Below are 16,438 nucleotides of genomic sequence, written 5' to 3'. Positions count from 1 at the left end.
GTCGTCGCGGTCGCTACCTCGTTGGTAGCAGAGGCTCAACCTCGCGTGCGAAGTACTGCGGGAAGGGTTCCGCCAGTTTCCAGAGCGCCGCGATCTCTTCGATCACCTGACGGATGACGTCTGGGTCGTCGATGCGCCGAGCACCGCACGCCTTCCAACCCTCGTCGTATCTGACGTGGTAGAGCGCGTGTTCGTCGACCAGGATTTCAGGGATCGGGGTGTCACGTTCCAGGTCGCGAACCTGCTCGGCGTTGAGAACGCGGATCGACGTGCCTTCCTCAGCCAGGATCTTGAACCACTGCGTCTCCCACAGGAGATACCGTGACACCGGTCGCTCGACGATGCGCAGACGGCGAAGCTCGCTGCCCTGCCGCGCGTATTTCTCCGTCTCGCTGCGCGCGTCGGCTCGCTCGTTCTCGAACACGGTGAGCACCCGAGACCAGTCGCCGGCGAGGAAGGCCTGCCAGCTGGGATCGTCGTCCGGTTCGTGGAAGTACTGGGAGCGCTCGAGCTTCCAGATCGGTCTGGTGAGGTGCTCCGTCTCCTGGCGCCGCAGGGCATGGTAGGAGACGACGTCGAGCGTCTTCCCTGGTACGTCTCTTACGCGCTCAAGCATCCGGGATATCCGGTTTGGCGGCACTCAGCATGTTTCGGGGAATGACCACGAGGCGTTCGTCGGCGCCGATCCGGACATCCGGTGGCAAACGATCAGCGAATGCCGTTGTCACGTCACGGCCGACGATCGCTATGTCGCCGTTGTCGAGCTCCCAGATGTCCGGGCAGTCGTTCGTGGTGCGGCTGTTTCCTAACTCGGCTGCGGTCTTACCGAGCCGGCGTCTGAACTGAGCGTGAGGATTTACTTCCCATGGTCGGGCCACGGCCTGACTCCCCGCCTGTGAGGACACCTTCAAGAACTGTCGCATGCCATGGAGAGCGGAACAAGCTTCTACCGATGTCCTCTGGCCGTAGTGGTCGAGACGCCAGTTGCGGCGCTTAGCGCTTCGTGGCAGCACTCCCCGACTTACGAGTATTTCCACGGATGGCTGAGGCTGGCACGGTGATGACCGGTCGTACGGTCACCGTCATCTTCGCGGCGGAGGCGCCCGGCACAACCCCGGGCAGTGAACCCGCGTCGGCGGACGAGGACGATGAGTCGACACTCCCGCTGAATGCCGCCGTCGGCGAACCGGCTTCGGCACACGCCGACGGTCTGGCGGCCGGGCAGTCATGACCAGCGAGTACGAGCGGGAGCTCGCCGAGCTCCGCAAGGCACTCGAGCTGCCGGTCGTCGGTCACCCGCGCCGCGACGCCGAGCTTGCCGAGCTGCGGCGGCTGGTCGGCAAGTACGTCGACGACGCACGGCGGATGCTCGGCGAGGTGCACGCCGAGAACGCGTGACGGAGCCCCGGTCTTCCGACACGCTGAGTCGATGGCGAGCTGTGTCTTCGCTTCGGCTATTCGGGAGTTCGGGTCTCCACCTGCCTTGATCGGTTCAGGCTGGTGCGGTGCGGGCCTTTGTTCAGAACCGGTACATATCGCGGCTGGCCATCAGATAGCGGAGTGCGCCGCGCAACTCGTCCAGTTCGATCGTATGCGCCTCATAGGCAACCTTTTGGAGGTTGAGGATGAGGTTGCAGTAATGATCCTTCTTGGTTTCGGCGACGCCCGGCGCGAGGGGTGGCCAGACCTCGCGCAGCTCCCGGTCGTTAATGGCCATCTTGATAAGGTCGGTGTGCAACTGCCGGAGCGCGATCTCGCTGCTTCGCTGCTGTTCTTCCTGTGTGACGGATAGTTCTTCTCGCTGGTTCTGTAGCTCGCGTCTCTGGAGAAGGAGCGTTAGGGCGATCCCGATGAACGCCACGCCTGAGAAGAAAACGCCGACGGGCTCAAGCGCCTGTCCTATCTGGGACCAACGGCTCAGGGGCTTATCGTCGACGCGCAAGAGCAGGGCGACAGGAACAACCAGGCTGGCGGTGACCAGCGCCAGGCCGACCAGAAGGGCGGCGCCGATGGCTGCGGGCCTCGACCATCGGCGACTCACCAAACGACCATAGCGGGCAGGCAAAGATGGTCGCCTGTCCTTGATCGTTACAGCAGGCGACTATCCAGATCAGACGAGTCGTATCTAGATCAGGTACTCCTGTAGCGGGATGGCCTTTCGGCGGAGGCTCGATACGGTCTCCTCCAAAACGGTGATGACACTTGGTTCGTGTGTTAGCCATCCGCCGGCCTGCAGGCCGACCTCGCCCGCACCGTAGTCGTGGATGAGGGCGGTGTGCCGGTCGAACAGGAGGAAGTCGAAGTGTCGCTCGTCCGGCAGGTATAGAGCCGGATCGCAGCGGACGACCTCGATGTTTTCCCCCATGTCGGCGCGTATGCGGTAACTCAGCAGTTCATACTGGAGATAGGCGCTCAGTGGCTCCTGTATGAGGCGTACCCGCGCGTACTCGATGTTTCGCCGGCTGACCTCCTCATACAACGGTCGGTCAAGCTCTGCCTCCTGGCGAAGGAGCTCGCGGGCGCTCTCGATATCACCGCGTTCGTACACCTGCTGCGACTCGTTGGCTTCCAGTTCGCGGTATGTCTGCCAGCATTCGAGCTTCAGGAAGCGCGACTCTATCTGCAACCAGGCGCCCGCGAACGCCTTGCCGAACTCCTCAAGATCTAGCCTCGCGCTGTCCGTAAGCGCCCATGCCGGCGGGTACATTTAACCTTCTGGAATGTCGGTTTTGGCTGCGGTGAGTGTGTTGCGGGGGATCCTTACCACTCGCTCGTCCGGAGCGCAGCGAGCGCCGATGACGTCGAGATCGCCGATTCGGTCCGTGATGTCGACACCGATCACGGCAAAGGCGCCATCATCCAGCTCCAAGATGTCGGGTGAGCCGCTGACGCCGGTGGTGTTGCCGAGCTCGGCCGGGGTCTTTCCCAGACGACGAACCGCGTTCATGCGACACACTCCTCGCCGAGAGTAATGATGGGGATGCGCGCAGCGTAACATGAGGTTGCGTTAGCGCCAATGCATTTAGCCCTTGGCCGGCTAACGCGGTGAGATGCTCATGCTGTTCGATTATTGAAGAAAAGCGAGTGGTTTTGAGAGCACAACTGCGACGTAAGGCGGTGAAGTTCGCAGCGTGGCGCGTAGTGCACCACGCTGGAACTCGCGCCGGGTTTCTGAGTTCACGTTGAAGTCACTCGGAACAACTCGGTGGGGCGGAGTTCGGTGCGGTGGCCGGTGCGCGTCATGATGCCGGCCACCCGGACCTCGAGGCCCTGTCCGTTCGCCCGCAGAGCGCGGTCGTAGTCGTCTCGTCCGAGGGGCACCCAGACCTGGCGGCGGTAGCTCATTCCCCCGGCCGTGATCGTTCCCTGGACCACGACCCATCCGGCTTCGTTCGGGTCCTCGCGGTGCAGGCTCTTGATCTTGCCGCGCATCTCCGCCCGGGTGGTCGTCTGTCTGCGTCCCAGATCGTCGGCGGCGTGGCCCAGCATGGTCACCTGATCGGCGTTGAAGCGTATGGGCTTATCAGGCAGCCCGGTCGGCGCGGCGCCGGCCCACGCGAAACGCATCTCGATCGGGCGGTCGTGCTTGCCGCCCCCGAGCCGCGAAAGCGCCTTGCACATGGTCCTCGATATGCCATCCTCGGAGTGCTCCTCGAAGGGGGAGAGGTCGGCGGCATTGTCGGCCTGCGCGGCGGCCGTCTGGGCGCTGATCACGACCTGCCGTAGTTTGAGGAGCGCGCGTCGCTCGAACGACGTCGCCGGGAAGAGCTGATGGGCGCGGGGAAGCTCGACGTGGGTCGCGATGACGAAGCTGCCCGGCCCTGTCGTGACCAGGGCACGCTCCGGGAACTGCTCGACGACTCTCGGTTTCCGGCGCGGCAGGACCAACTCGGTGCGACGGGTCTCCTCGACGTACGCCGCCGCGATCAGCATTTCTCGGACGCCCTGGAACGCCTCGGCGGCGTCGGCCGCCGGGATCATCCCCGAAGGCGCGTCGGGGAACATGCGGAAGTACTGCCGGTCGACGTACGGCGCGGTGACGCTTCGGATGATCTCCGGTTCGGGGCGGGACTCCGCCTCGGCCAGCGTGCGGACCACCTCGTTGATCCGCTGCGGGTAGTCGCGGAAACGGGTGGAGACCGGGACGATCACCTCGAGCTGCTCGGGCTCGAGCGCCCAGATCGTGGCCCGGCCGTTCAGGTCTCCGGCTGGCCGCCATCCGGACCCGCGAAGATACTGCGCCATGTCCTCAGGCGTGAGCCGCTCGAGCTCCGCTCGGCTTGCCGTCATGACGCCTCCACGCGAGAGTGGGGAGCGCTTACCAGCGTACGAAGCGAATCTACGGTCAGCAGATTGGCTTTGGGAACGCTGACCCTCTTCTTCGTGCCTTTCGCCGCGCCCGTTACCAGGTCTTCGCCCTGTAGCGAGTGCCAGTACGCGGCTCTGCGCAGCAGCATTCCGTCCGTGGTCGCCATCGCGTACTCGCCGGCATCGCGGGGCACGACGACCAGGAACAGGTACGTCGGGAACACCGTCTCCGGATCGGCGAGAGCGTTGAAATGCGGGACCTCCAGACGGTAACGCCAGTGCGTCGCGTTCTCGTCCGCCACCGAGTCGGACTTCACCTGCACGTTGATGGGCATCGACCGGGCTCCGCGGAGTGAGCCGACGCGGTCGGGCCACAGGCAGAAGTCGATGCCGTCCAGGTCCGGCTCCGGCTTGGCGAGCCGGAGACCCGATGCGGCGATCAGCACACGGATGAACGCCTCTCCGTAGCCGCCCTGATGGTTGTTCCGATCCATGGACTCGAAGCGCCTCCCCGAGTCTAGGGTTACGGTATTGGTCAAGGAGACGTCAAGGTGTGATCGGCCGATCACATCTTTTTGTCGTCCGTGGGTGTCGGTCTTCTGTAACGTCATCGGTTGGCCGCTTGCGGCCAGCGGGCGCTCGGGATGGCATGCGTCGGCGCGCTGCAGTCAAGGCGCTGTCATTGCGTCATTACGCTTTGTTCCTCACATATCGGCCATCGCTCGATCGTCCAGGGAGAATTAGTGCCTCAGCTCGCCTTCGCCTCGAGCTTCCTCGACGAGTACGAGCGCTTGGAGAAGCCGATCCGGCAGGGCGTCCGCGCGGCGATGGAGAAGTTCCAGCAGCTGACCGTGGCCGAACTGCACGCCGACAAGGGGCTTCACCTCGAACAGGTGGACAAGGCCCGGGACCCGCGCATCCGTACGATCCGGATCACCGGCTCGTGGCGCGGCGTGGTGCTCGCTCCCGACGACGGCAGCGGCACCTTCCTGCTGCTGAAGGTCATGCAACACGACGACGCGTACGCCTGGGCGGTCAAGCGCGTCTTCACCGTCAATTCGGTGACCCGCGGCCTCGAGGTCCGCAACATCGCGGCCATCGAAGAGCTGACCCCCGTCCTCCAGCAGGCCGCCAAGTCCGCCCCGGCGTTGCTGTTCGAGAAGCACTCCGACACCGTCCTGCGCGACCTCGGCATCGACGACGGCGTGCTCCCCGCCGTACGCACGATCGTGGACAAACAGCAGCTCGAGGCCTTCGCGAAGCTGTTTCCCGAAGACCAGTACGAGGTGCTGTTCTACCTGGCCGAGGGCTACGACAAGACCGAAATCTGGCGCGACGTCGTCACGGCCCGGCGTGCGGCGGCCGAGGAGGGTACGGCGGGCTCGCCGGACCTCGCCACGGCCATCGCCAACACCCGTGACCGGATCGCGCTGGTGTCCGGCCCGAAGGAACTGGAGGACATCCTCACCAAGCCGTTCGACGCCTGGCGGATCTTCCTGCATCCGACGCAGCGCCGCGTCGCCTACCGGCCGTCCTACAGCGGAGCAGCTCAGGTCTCCGGCGGCCCGGGCACCGGCAAGACCGTCGTCGCGCTGCACCGGGTCAAGCATCTGCTGGAGAAGAACGATGACACCCGGATCCTGCTGACCACCTTCACCAACGCGCTCGCCGAATCGCTCCGGGACAACCTCGGCCTTCTCCTCGACGAGCCGGCGCTGCTGGAGCGGGTGGACATCACGACCGTCAACGCCGTCGCACGGAAAGTCGTCGACGAGCACGGCACCGTGCCGATCCTCGTCTCGGACGGCGACGCCGACACACGGCGGCGCTGGCAGCGGATAGTCCGCCGCCTCGACCTACCGTGGAACGAGCAGTTCCTGGCGCTGGAGTTCCGGCACGTCGTGCTGGCCCAGAACATCCGCTCGGTCGAGGAATACGCCATGGCGTCACGGGTCGGCCGGGGCGCATCACTGCGGGCCAGTCAGCGAGTGGACGTGTGGCGGGCGATCGACGAGTTCGTACGGCAGCTCGACGCCGAGGGGAAGCGGACGTACCTGCAGCTGTGCTCCGACGCCGCCGACCTGCTGAAGACCGCCAGGCCGAGATACGACCACGTGGTCGTCGACGAAGCGCAGGACCTGCATCCGGCGCAGTGGCGCGTGCTGCGTGGAATGGTCGCGGAAGGACCCGATGATCTGTTCATCGCCGGCGATCCGCATCAACGGATCTACGACACGAGGGTGTCCCTCCGGGCGCTGGACATCAAGGTCATCGGGCGATCCAGCCGGTTGCGGATCAACTACCGGAGCACCCAGGAGATCCTCACCTGGTCATCCGCCATCATGACGGGCGAGCGAGTCGATGATCTGGACGGCGGATCCGACACGCTGGCCGGCTACCGCTCCGCGCTCCATGGCGGACGCCCCACCGTCTCTTCGGCGAGCATCCAGGCCGCCGAGATCGACGCCTTGATCACCAAGATCCGATCGTGGCTGAAGGACGGGGTCGAGCCTTCTGAGATCGCGGTGGCGACACGTTTTCACCAGCTGGGCTCTCGCGCCAAGGAGCGATTGGAAGGGGAAGGCATTCCGGTCGTGGCCCTCAAAGACGGGCCGGATGCGTCTGCGGAGGGCGTACGGATCGCCACCATGCACGCGATGAAGGGGCTGGAGTTCCGATGCGTCGCCGCCATCGGCGTCAACGACCGTGCGTTCCCCTTCGACGCGGCGGTGACCCCGGTCGATGTGGACCGGATGCAGCATGAGGTCGACATGCTCGCCGAACGCTCACTCCTCTTCGTCGCCTGCACCCGGGCCCGCGATGACCTTTACGTTTCCTGGCACGGCAAGCCCAGCCCATTCCTGCCGATCGCATGAGCGGGACGGGGCAGACGTTTCCGCCTGGCCCTCGAGCATCGTCGGGACGAGGCCAAAGCCCCGGCGGCCGGAGCGCCGGTGACGCCGCGGTTCAAAGCCTGGTACCACAACCGATGCCAGGCGGCCGGCTGCAGAGTCTTGGCAAGGCGTACTCGATAAGGAACGGGTCGCGCTTCAGCGTTGTCTGAGCGGCCGTAACGATGCCGATACCCCGTGACCGTCGAGGGTCACAGGCCGCGCTGATCAAGGATTCTCATCAGGTTGCGCTTGCGCTTCTGCACGGTGCGGAGGGCGGCGAGGTACGCGGCGAACTGCTCCTCGGTGCCCAGCCGGCGATGGCAGTCGCGGGCCAGCAGAAGCAGCCGTGCGATCTCGTAGTAGTTGCCGTCCCCGGTGCGGCGGGTGCGTGGTTCGATTGCCCGCCGGTACACCTCCAGCGCGTCGGCCGGGTGTTCGTCACGTACGAGATCGGCGAGTGCCAGCCACTGCCGCTCGCTCGCCTGTCCCTCGGCGGCCCGCCAGGCGGCGTCGATGTCCCCTTCGTAGATCAGCACGTCTACCAGCACGGACCCGTCGTAGTGGTACAGGTCCGCGTCATCCGGCGGCGTACGCCGCTCGAGCCGGTCCAGGGCCGCCGCGCGTTCGGTGTCCCAGCACCCGGCCGTGCGTGCCGCGTCGCGCAGCTTCCGATACTCCTCGAGCGTGGGAGCCGCACTGAACCGTTCCCGACGTACGGCGACCGCGTCGGCGAGCCGACCTGCCTGCTGGTACCGGTCGACGACATAGTCCGCGAGGGGATCGACGTGCGGCCGCCGGGACGTGTCGCGCAGCCCGCGCTCGGCCCATTCCAAGGCCTCGGCTGCGCGTCCCGCACGGTCGAGCTCGTGGGCGATCCTCAGATGCGTCGCGCCGAACGGGTCGGGGTCGGCCGCGAGCGCGGCGACCAGCGCGTCCACGTTCCCTTCGACACGGGCGATCTCCTGCTTGAGGTACTTCGCGGTCCAGCCGGATCGGCCCCGTGGTGCCTCGGCGACCCGTTCGATGAATCTGGCCTGGCCCGCGTCGCCCAGCATGGGCCAGTAGCCGCCGAGGTCGATCTCGGGCAGGTTCGACCAGTCGCCGAGCATGTGGTCTGCCAGCCATTCGGCGGTCTCGACCGGGTCGATGTCGGAGGCCGCGCAGGCCTCCTGGTGCGCCGTCTCCAGCTTGTCGGCGGCCTCACCGACCGCTCCGTCGGAGTCGTCGATCTGTTCGTAGGCGTCGCACAGGAGCGCGATGGCCTCCCGGGCCAGCGTCACCACGTAGGGCGCCCTGTCGGCGGCGGTCAGCGACCGCAGCACGCCCGCCACCTCTTCGACCTGCGCCGCATAGCCGTCAACGTCCGCATACTCGACGTAGCCGTATCGGCCGAACGGTGTTATATCGAGCAGTGTCCTGATCTGGCTGCGCAACGATGCGATGTCGAGGTCGGCGTCCGCCTGCTCGGCCGCGGCCCGTACCTCCAGGCGGCGGCGCAGACTCCGGTCGTCGGCGATCTGTTCCCGCAGGAGTGCGAGCAGCCGCTCGCGGGGGAGGGCCTCCAGCCAGGTGTCCAGCCTCTGACCGCGGCCGGCGGCGTCGGCTCCTGCCTGCCGCAGGTCCAGCCCACGCTGCAGGACGACCAGGCCGACCGCGACGCAGTGCTTGCAGAAGTTGCCGTCCTCCCCATACGGGCAGTCGCACTCCCCGGACAGTTCCCCGTCGGCATCGACGGTCAGCGTGACCTCGTAGTCGTCACTGCCGTAGACGGTGGCGGTGACGCCGCCCTCGGTGACCTCCAGGCCGGCGACCGCGTCGAGATAGCCCTGAGCCCTCGCGAACGATCGGTCACCCGCAAGGTCGAGCAGGTCATCCTTGGAGAACGCTGGAACGCTGACCATGCGCACTATCCAAGCGAATTCGGCCGATTCCGGCAGACGAACGCGCGGGATGCGTGCGGGATCTACTGCGCCACGACCGGCCTGCCTTAAACGCGATCGACTCAGTCGGGTGTGACCATCCGGATGCGATCGGGAAGGCCTTCGATCAGGCCGCGTCCGGCCAGGCCGGTCAGATCGTCGGTGAGTGCGGCCCGAATGTCACCGCCCATACGTCTCCAGCCGAACACCCGGGCCACCGCTCTGCGCAGCTCCTCTTCGGTGATGCCGGGGGACTCCTCGACGGTCCGCAACAGGGCCGTCTCTCGTTCGATCACGGGGACGTCGCTGATCCGCCGGGAGACGTCCTCGGTGTTGAACCGGGGGACGACCTTACGGCCGCGAAGGGTGATCACATGATCGGCCGAGTTCTGAGCGATCCGGTCGACGTCGGGGTCCTGCCGGAGGAAGGCCTTCAGCGCGGCCTGCAGGGATTCCCGGATCCGTGGGCCGACCCGGGTGACGCCCCAGGCATCGGCGACGCGGCGGAAGAGGAGATCCTGCATCATGGGTGCCTCCGCCTCGATCACCGTGCGGAACATCCGCGTCAGCATCGGCCTCGCCCGCGGATGGTCGAGCGAGAAACCGTCCGCCACGGTGTCGAGGTGGGCCCGTCGGTAGGGCACCGCCCACGACGCGTCCGGGTCGCTGTCGACCGTGACCATGCGCACCCGGGGGGCCGGGGTTTCCGGCCGGGCGGGCGCCGCCTCGTCCTCGGTACCGGCGGGTGTCTCGGGCAGGATGGGCGACGGCTCGACGGCTTCCTCTGCAGGAGCCTGCGGCGCCGACTCCGTGCGCATGCGCTCGATCGCCTCGTCGACGGCGGTGCGCAGCCGCTGCGCGGCCTGGGCTCGTTCGCGATACCAGTCGGTGCCCCAGATGCGGTGCAGCGTCCACCCGAGGCCGCGCAGCACCCCTTCGCGGAGCCGGTCGCGGTCACGGGCGGCGCGCGAGGAGTGGTACATGGCGCCGTCGCACTCGATGCCGATCGCGTACCGGCCCGGCTGGTCCGGGTGCCGTACGGCGAGGTCGATCCGGTAGCCGGCTACCCCCACCTGCGGCTGGACGTCGTACCCCCATTCTCCGAGCGTGTCGAGGACCGACTCCTCGAAGGGGCTCTCCGGGCCCGCCTCCACAGAGGCAGGGACCGTGCGCAGCACGGCCTGACCGCGTTCGGCGTAGTCCAGGTAGCGCTTGAAGTGGTTAAGACTCGCGTTCTCGCTCTCCCGAATCGCGCCGCCGGAGATGGACGAGATGACCTCCACCCGCTGCCGGGCCCGGGTAACGGCGACGTTGAGCCGCCGCCAGCCGTCCTGGCGGTTCAGCGGGCCGAACGTCATCGTCGTCTTACCGGTCGCGTCGGGTCCGTAGCCGACCGACAGCAGGATGACGTCGCGTTCGTCGCCCTGCACCGTCTCCAGGTTCTTCACGAAGAACCCGTTGAGCCGGTCCTGGTCATCAGGGAAGAGGTGATCGAGGTCGGGGCGTTCGCGCCGGGCCTGGTCGACGGCCTCTTCGATCGCGCGTGCCTGCGCCTCGGACATCGCGATCACACCGAGGCTGAGCTTCGGCCGCGTGGCGTAGTGGTGCAGCACGCGTTCGGCGACGGCCTTCGCCTCGATCGCGTTGGTCCGGCTCCCGCCCCGGTCGTAGACGCCGTCCACCTTCGTGAAGGTGACGCCGAAGTCGTCGCCGGTGTCCCACGCGCTGGGGAAGGACACCAGCTTGTCGTCGTAGAACTCGCTGTTGCTGAAGGCGATCAGCGACTCATGTCTGCTGCGGTAGTGCCAGCGCAGGGACAGGGAGGGCAGGACGCCGACGCCCTTGCACATGTCCAGCAGCGATTCAAAGGAGTCCGGCGCCTCCTCGTCGTACTCGTCGTCCTCATCCTCGGTGTGGGCGAAGAAGTTGGTGGGCGGCAGCTGCTTCTGGTCGCCGGCGACGATGAGGGAACCGGCCCGGTAGACGCAGTTGATCGCGTCCTGGGGGAGGACCTGTGACGCCTCGTCGAAGACGACGACGTCGAAGTGGAACGACGGTGGCAGGAACTGGCTGACCGTCAGCGGGCTCATCATGAAGCACGGCTTGACCCGCTGTACGACGTCGGCCGTGCGTTCCAGCAGCGAACGCACCGGCATGTGCCGGGTCTTCTTCTGCGCCTCGTTCCGCAGGATCGCCGCCTGGCCGACGTTGGGGCGCGGCCGCCGCGCGTTGCACGCCGCGATGACGTCCGCGCGCGCGTTGGAGACGAGCGTCCGGTCGAGGTCACGGAACTCCTCGACCAGCCGGTCCCGCCCCACGGCCCGCAGCGAACCGAACCGTCCGTCCTCCCTCAGATGGTGCTCCACCCATGCGTCGAGCACCGATCGCCGCACCACGTCGGGGAACCGCCCGGCGTCGAGCCCGAGCGCCGCCGCCCGGTCGACCATGTCGTCCAGGCCGTACGCGCGCAGCACTTCCCGTCCGGCGCGCACCGCCTGCCATTCCTCCGGCCCCGAACCGTCGGCGCGCAGCGCGTCGATCGCCGCGCGTACGTCCGGAAGCGCGCCGGTCACCGTACGCCGGAGGTCGGGGCGCTCCTCGAAGAGACCACAGAAGCCGTCGAGGGCCTCCCGCCACGAAGCGTGGAGGCGGGCGAGTCCCGGGTCGGGCCGGGCGTCGAGGAGGGCGTGGGCCGTGTCCGGTGGCATCGGCCGGTCCTCACGGCGGACCGACGCGGCCCAATCGACGGCACGGCGCAGCTGATCCAGCTGCGTTGACCGGCCGGCGTACAGGTCGCCGAGCAGCATCCGGTCGTCCGCGGCGGACCGCTCGAACTCCGCGGCCCTCGCGCGGTGCGCCTGGACCCGCGCGATCACCTCCCGCGCGCGGGACAGCGTCGGCGCGGGCTCATGAGCACAGATGCCCTGGGCCAGGGACGCCGTCTGCGCGGCGGAGCGGAACACCTCCACATGCGCGGCGTACCAGCGGGCGGCGTCCGCGAGTGTGCCCTGCGCCAGCCGAGGCCTGCCGCCCGGCCGGGGAGCGGGCACGAGCCGGGCGTACCAGTCCGCGAGTTCGGCCTGGACGGCGTCGGCGGCGTCGACGGTCTCCGCCTTCGCATGGCCACCCGCCGTGACCTGGCTCGCCAGCGTCGTACGGTCGATGGCGTTCGCGGTCAGCTCTGCGATCCGTGCGGCGGCGGTGAGCGCCTGCCGGATCGCGCCGAAGTTCGTCTGGCGGTCGGCCCAGTAGCCGCCGAGCGTGCCGCTGTGCACGGCGATGGACCGGCGGAGGCGGGCGTCGGCCTCCTGCCAGGCGACCGCTTGCGGAAGACGGGCGATCACTGTCTTGTCGCATTCGCCGGTGACGGTCAGCTCGGCGACCCGCTGTTTGTCCGCGCGGTACGCGCCGGTGAGCCGGCGCACGCCGTGATGCTCGTCGGCGAACCTTCGCGCCAGGTCGGCCAGGTCCGTGGCGGCCAGAACCTTGTCGGTGAACACGCCGGCGGCAGCGGCCTCGGCCGCCGCGTGCGCGACCAGGTCCCGTTCGAGTTCGTCGGCGGCCCGCTGTGCGTCCGCCCGGCCGTCGCCGCGCAGCCACTGTTCCTCGGGACGGTCGGTGGCGCGCGAAATGGCGGTTAGCTCGTGCAGTGCGAACGCCTCCGGCAGCGTCGCCGGTGCCGACATTCCGAAGTCCGCAGCGATGTCGGCGAGCGTGTCGACGTGGCGGGCGAGCATGCGCGCGGTTGCCTCGAACTCGTCGGCCAGCGTGCGCAGCTGCGATGCGGTGAACGGCGCCGGATCGACCCCTTCGGGGACCAGCCCCGCCAACGCCGCCTCCGCCGACGGGACGCCCGGCTCGACGTCTCGTGGCAGCAGATCCCACCGGTCGCTGAGCTCGTCGGTCAGCGCCGCCTCTTCGGTCCGGATGGCACCGAGCCGGTTCGTGAAGTCGGCCACGGCCGTACGGAACCGGTCCAGCGCCGGGGCGGTGAGCCACGATACGGGCACCGGCGGTCGATCGGCGGTGGCGTCGAGCAGGTCGATCACCTGGCCCGTGTCGTCGAGCGTCTCAATCAGCAGGTACTCGACCAGCGCGCGATATGTCTCCAGTCGGCGGCCGAAGGCATCGGTTCGTTCGGCGAGGAGGTCCAGCGCGAAGCGGGGGGAGCCGGAGACCGTGAGGCCCCGCCAGGCGAAGCGCGCGCCCTCGGCCACGGGCCGCCAGGACTCGGCGATCCGTTCCGCGGCCGCGACGATCGCGTACAGCGACTCGCCGGTCAGCGCCTCGGGCAGCCGGACCGGCAGAGAGGGGACGTCCCGCAGCACGTCGATCACGCCGATGACGTCGTGCGCCGACCGGTTCAGTGGCTGCCGCACCTCGTTCATGGCGGCGGCGTAGGCGGACAGCTGCTCCCGTACGCCGCGCAGATGTCTTCTGCCGTTGTCGTCCATCCGGCCGACCGCGACAGGTCGTTCGAGCACGGCGTCGCCCAGTGCGGTCGCGACCTGTTTACGGGTGGCTTTGTGACTGTGGAGGGGCAGGATGAACGACCCGAGCCCGACGTCTTCGAGCCGGTTCTGCACGACGTCCAGCGCGGCGGCCTTCTCGCTCACGAACAGGACGCTCCGCCCCGCGTGCATCAGTGCGGCGATCATGTTGGCGATGGTCTGGCTCTTGCCGGTGCCCGGCGGGCCGTCCATGACGAACGAACGGCCGTCGAGCGCCGCGGCGACGCACTGTCGCTGCGAGGTGTCCGCGTCGAGGACGAGTGGTATCTGTTCCGGTGCCTGCAGCTCGTCGATTCGGTCGGGGTCCACCGGGTCGAAGTCGAGCGCGTCCCCTGGCAGCTCAGCCTTCGGCCCGAGGGCGATCACCTGCACCATCGGGTGGTCCAGCACCTGGTCCTCATGGTCGAGGAGATCCCGGTACATCGCCTCCTTGTGTGACTGGAACGTCGCCAGGACCACGCGATCGGAGACCTCCCAGCCGTCGCGTCCGCGGATCACGGCGCGTACGGCGTTCAGCGTCCCCGGCAGATCCTTCATCTCATCCGGGTCGGGCCAGGCGAAACCGAGCTGGGCCATCTTCACGGCCAGTGCCGGATTCGGGATCGGGTCCTCATCCTCCGCCGCGCGCAGGCGGTAGTCGCCGTGTTCGTCACGTTCCAAAGCGACCGGGTAGAGGAGCAGCGGGGCGCTGTTCACGACCTCGGAGCCCGGCTCCCGCCAGTCGAGGAATCCGGCGCCCAGCTGGAGCACCCACAGACCCGTGTCGTTGAAGGCCTGGGTGGCGATGCTCCTCAGCCGGTGCAATGCCGAGCGCAGGCTGCCATCCGTCTCCTTCTGGGTGACGATCGCGAAGTCGATGAGGCCGGCGTCGAAGTCGTCATCGTCTTCGGGAAGCTCCGCGAATTCCCAGCCTGTTTGAAGCCGGTCCAGAAATGCCAACGCCTCAGGCCGCTTGATCTCCAGAGTGGCAGTCCGCGTGTGACGAAAATTCAGTAGACGATTGCGTCCACTGATATCGATCAGACTGTCCCGCCAGGACTTCAGAGTCCTCTGCAGCTGCGCACGCTGAGACTCATTCGTCATCCGCACCCCAAGATCAAATTGGCTGGGCAGTCGTCCGACCTCGGACGGCCTCCCCGTACGTCCAGCCCGTCGGAGAGCGCGAACACCGACGGCAGCCTACTATCTTGACATATGGCCATGACGCGAGCGAGTGACGATGCTGTATCGTGACGTCGCCTTCCGCGCGGGATGCTCGGCCGCGGCGTCAATCCGCCGGCTACTCCGCGGCTCCTTCCGGCACCGGTCAGACGATTTCAATATCTCTTTGTAGACCTGATATTCCGGGTCCTTTGGCTGGTAGCTCCAAATGGCGGTGTGGAAGTGCCGATGGTGCTCGCAGATGAGACGCCCGACATGAACACCCGGTTGCTAGGCGATCACGCCTCGGCGGCGCTCCACCGGTCATGAAGATCGCGCGCTGTTTGCGCCAGCAGCGGTATGAGCCGGTGGCGACTGCGGCCTCGCGTCTTGACCGCATGGCAGTCGGGGCATAGCGCGATCATCTGGATCGGGTGGTCACGGCCGCCATCGCTGATCTGGTCGACGTGATCGACCTCCAGGACCGGCTCTCCGCGATCGTTGACGTCCGGAGCCGGGCTGCCGCATTCGGGGCTCTCACAGCGACCTTCGCTGCGGATCAGGACCGCGCAGCGTGCGGCGGCGAGCCGGATCGGGTCTTCGGTGTTGCTTGAGTGACGCCGTCCGCGCGTGCGCGCCTCCGAACGTGCGACCGACTCGCACAGTCGGGCGTAGTCACCTTTCGGGTCTGTGGTGACGTGCCTCGGCGCCGTCTTCCGGTCGGAGGCTGCACGAGGCGAGGGCTCGTCGGTCGCGACGTCTTCGTCGTAGAGGCCGACGGCGGCGAGAAGACCGCTCTCGTCGAAGTCGTCGAAGAACCGCGCGGCGATCGCCTCGATGAAGCGGATTCTCGCCACACCCGATTCGCGGGCGAGCGCGTACAGCGACGCCGACGGACCGCCTTCGGGCGAGTGCTCGGCGAACCAGGCCTTCAACGCGGCGTCGCCGTGGGCGCGCGGGACGTTGGTGTGGCCCGGCAGGTCCCAGAGCCCGGCGTGGCACAGGGCGGCGATCGGGTAGTCCGGCCGGCCCTGGCGACGTTCACCGTCGCGACGAAACTCCTCCAGCAACGGGGCCAGCGCCGCGACGGTCTCCGTCCAACGCATGAGGCGGTCTTCTCCGGTGCGGGCGCGGCCGATCGCCCACAGCAGGACGACGGCCTGCTTCAGCATCGGCTTGCCGCTGTCCGGAGCACGTCGGAGCCTCCCGATCGTCCGGACGATCTCGTCGTCGGTTCGCGGTGCGGCGGGTTCGCTGATCACCTCGAAGCCCAGCCGTTCCAGAGCGGTGACCGCGTGACCGATGCCGCCAGAGAGGTCGCCGACCGTCAGCGGAGCGTGGCCGGGCAGATGGCCGTGGGCGGCACCGGCGATGGCCTTGGAATCGTAGAGCCGTCCGTCGTACCGGAGCACGTAGCGCAGGGCGCGCCGGAACCCGTACTTGTCCAGGAAAGCGTCCCGTCCCATGCGGTCGCACTCGGCGACCGCAGCGAGGACTGCTTCGCGCGTGATGTCGGAGAGTGCCATGATCGCACCGTACGCCCGATATCCGACATAAGTGGCGCTGGCGGTTACGCGGACACCGGTCCTCCGCTGCAGCTTTAAGAGGTAGTTCACCTGGCGGTGGGCTGTTCATTCCCCGCCGAGAGGGCCGGAGCGGTCGACTA

13 protein-coding genes are annotated in these 16,438 nt (G+C 67.6%); 3 read left to right on the top strand and 10 right to left on the bottom strand.

The window, feature by feature from the left end; genetic code table 11:
• Positions 1-13: 13 nt before the first annotated feature.
• Complete coding sequence (locus tag AB0I04_RS23260) at positions 14-640, bottom strand: DUF6879 family protein (RefSeq protein ID WP_360887835.1); 627 nt, start codon at positions 638-640, stop codon at positions 14-16.
• Positions 609-878, bottom strand: a complete 270-nt coding sequence (locus tag AB0I04_RS23255; protein WP_360887975.1) for a hypothetical protein — start codon at positions 876-878, stop codon at positions 609-611. Before AB0I04_RS23255 ends, AB0I04_RS23260 begins: the two co-directional genes overlap by 32 nt.
• 161 nt (positions 879-1,039) lie before the next feature.
• Between AB0I04_RS23255 and AB0I04_RS23250 the strand changes: the two genes are divergently transcribed.
• The gene (locus AB0I04_RS23250; protein ID WP_360887832.1) at positions 1,040-1,231 is read left to right on the top strand and encodes a hypothetical protein; all 192 of its coding nucleotides are present in this window, start codon (positions 1,040-1,042) and stop codon (positions 1,229-1,231) included.
• Positions 1,228-1,398 carry a hypothetical protein gene (locus AB0I04_RS23245; protein WP_360887829.1) on the top strand — a complete coding sequence of 57 codons (171 nt, stop codon included), beginning with the start codon at positions 1,228-1,230 and terminating at the stop codon, positions 1,396-1,398. Before AB0I04_RS23250 ends, AB0I04_RS23245 begins: the two co-directional genes overlap by 4 nt.
• Positions 1,399-1,519: 121 nt before the next feature.
• On the opposite strand, the gene AB0I04_RS23240 is transcribed toward AB0I04_RS23245, so the two are convergent.
• From AB0I04_RS23240 to AB0I04_RS23220, 5 genes are all read right to left on the bottom strand, one after another.
• Positions 1,520-2,041 (bottom strand): DUF6082 family protein, encoded by a 522-nt coding sequence (locus tag AB0I04_RS23240; protein WP_360887827.1) that lies wholly within the window; start codon positions 2,039-2,041, stop codon positions 1,520-1,522.
• An 84-nt stretch (positions 2,042-2,125) separates the two neighbouring features.
• The gene (locus AB0I04_RS23235; RefSeq protein ID WP_360887824.1) at positions 2,126-2,707 is read right to left on the bottom strand and encodes a DUF6879 family protein; all 582 of its coding nucleotides are present in this window, start codon (positions 2,705-2,707) and stop codon (positions 2,126-2,128) included.
• Positions 2,708-2,947: a hypothetical protein gene (locus AB0I04_RS23230; protein WP_360887821.1), complete on the bottom strand. Its 240-nt coding sequence runs from the start codon at positions 2,945-2,947 to the stop codon at positions 2,708-2,710.
• Between the two features lie 230 nt (positions 2,948-3,177).
• The gene (locus tag AB0I04_RS23225; protein WP_360887818.1) at positions 3,178-4,290 is read right to left on the bottom strand and encodes a hypothetical protein; all 1,113 of its coding nucleotides are present in this window, start codon (positions 4,288-4,290) and stop codon (positions 3,178-3,180) included.
• Positions 4,287-4,802 (bottom strand): DUF4365 domain-containing protein, encoded by a 516-nt coding sequence (locus AB0I04_RS23220; RefSeq protein WP_360887815.1) that lies wholly within the window; start codon positions 4,800-4,802, stop codon positions 4,287-4,289. The genes AB0I04_RS23225 and AB0I04_RS23220 overlap by 4 nt, the downstream gene beginning before the upstream one ends.
• A gap of 249 nt (positions 4,803-5,051) precedes the next feature.
• Here AB0I04_RS23220 and AB0I04_RS23215 point away from each other — a divergent pair, with 249 nt between their 5' ends.
• A complete protein-coding gene (locus AB0I04_RS23215; protein ID WP_360887813.1) occupies positions 5,052-7,184 on the top strand; it encodes a DEAD/DEAH box helicase in 2,133 nt (710 codons plus the stop codon).
• Positions 7,185-7,411: 227 nt separating this feature from the next.
• Here AB0I04_RS23215 and AB0I04_RS23210 read toward each other — a convergent pair whose 3' ends face one another.
• The 3 genes from AB0I04_RS23210 to AB0I04_RS23200 form a co-directional block, all read right to left on the bottom strand.
• On the bottom strand, positions 7,412-9,103 hold the full coding sequence (locus AB0I04_RS23210) for a DUF6880 family protein (protein ID WP_360887811.1): 1,692 nt from the start codon (positions 9,101-9,103) through the stop codon (positions 7,412-7,414).
• A gap of 101 nt (positions 9,104-9,204) precedes the next feature.
• Positions 9,205-14,715 carry a DUF3320 domain-containing protein gene (locus AB0I04_RS23205; protein ID WP_360887808.1) on the bottom strand — a complete coding sequence of 1,837 codons (5,511 nt, stop codon included), beginning with the start codon at positions 14,713-14,715 and terminating at the stop codon, positions 9,205-9,207.
• Between the two features lie 356 nt (positions 14,716-15,071).
• Positions 15,072-16,298: an HNH endonuclease signature motif containing protein gene (locus tag AB0I04_RS23200; RefSeq protein ID WP_360887805.1), complete on the bottom strand. Its 1,227-nt coding sequence runs from the start codon at positions 16,296-16,298 to the stop codon at positions 15,072-15,074.
• Positions 16,299-16,438: the final 140 nt, after the last annotated feature.

The organism is Actinoallomurus sp. NPDC050550, assembly GCF_040655075.1.
GTDB lineage: Bacteria > Actinomycetota > Actinomycetes > Streptosporangiales > Streptosporangiaceae > Actinoallomurus.
This window is presented reverse-complemented; position numbering and strand designations above follow the sequence as displayed.

What these genes read in the sequence shown, in the direction of transcription:
- AB0I04_RS23250 (WP_360887832.1), top strand. Translation starts at nt 1,040, where the DNA reads ATGGCTGAGGCTGGCACGGTGATGACCGGTCGTACGGTCACCGTCATC.
- AB0I04_RS23245 (WP_360887829.1), top strand. Translation starts at nt 1,228, where the DNA reads ATGACCAGCGAGTACGAGCGGGAGCTCGCCGAGCTCCGCAAGGCACTC.
- AB0I04_RS23235 (WP_360887824.1), bottom strand. Translation starts at nt 2,707, where the DNA reads ATGTACCCGCCGGCATGGGCGCTTACGGACAGCGCGAGGCTAGATCTT.
- AB0I04_RS23230 (WP_360887821.1), bottom strand. Translation starts at nt 2,947, where the DNA reads ATGAACGCGGTTCGTCGTCTGGGAAAGACCCCGGCCGAGCTCGGCAAC.
- AB0I04_RS23225 (WP_360887818.1), bottom strand. Translation starts at nt 4,290, where the DNA reads ATGACGGCAAGCCGAGCGGAGCTCGAGCGGCTCACGCCTGAGGACATG.
- AB0I04_RS23220 (WP_360887815.1), bottom strand. Translation starts at nt 4,802, where the DNA reads ATGGATCGGAACAACCATCAGGGCGGCTACGGAGAGGCGTTCATCCGT.
- AB0I04_RS23210 (WP_360887811.1), bottom strand. Translation starts at nt 9,103, where the DNA reads ATGGTCAGCGTTCCAGCGTTCTCCAAGGATGACCTGCTCGACCTTGCG.
- AB0I04_RS23205 (WP_360887808.1), bottom strand. Translation starts at nt 14,715, where the DNA reads ATGACGAATGAGTCTCAGCGTGCGCAGCTGCAGAGGACTCTGAAGTCC.
- AB0I04_RS23200 (WP_360887805.1), bottom strand. Translation starts at nt 16,298, where the DNA reads ATGGCACTCTCCGACATCACGCGCGAAGCAGTCCTCGCTGCGGTCGCC.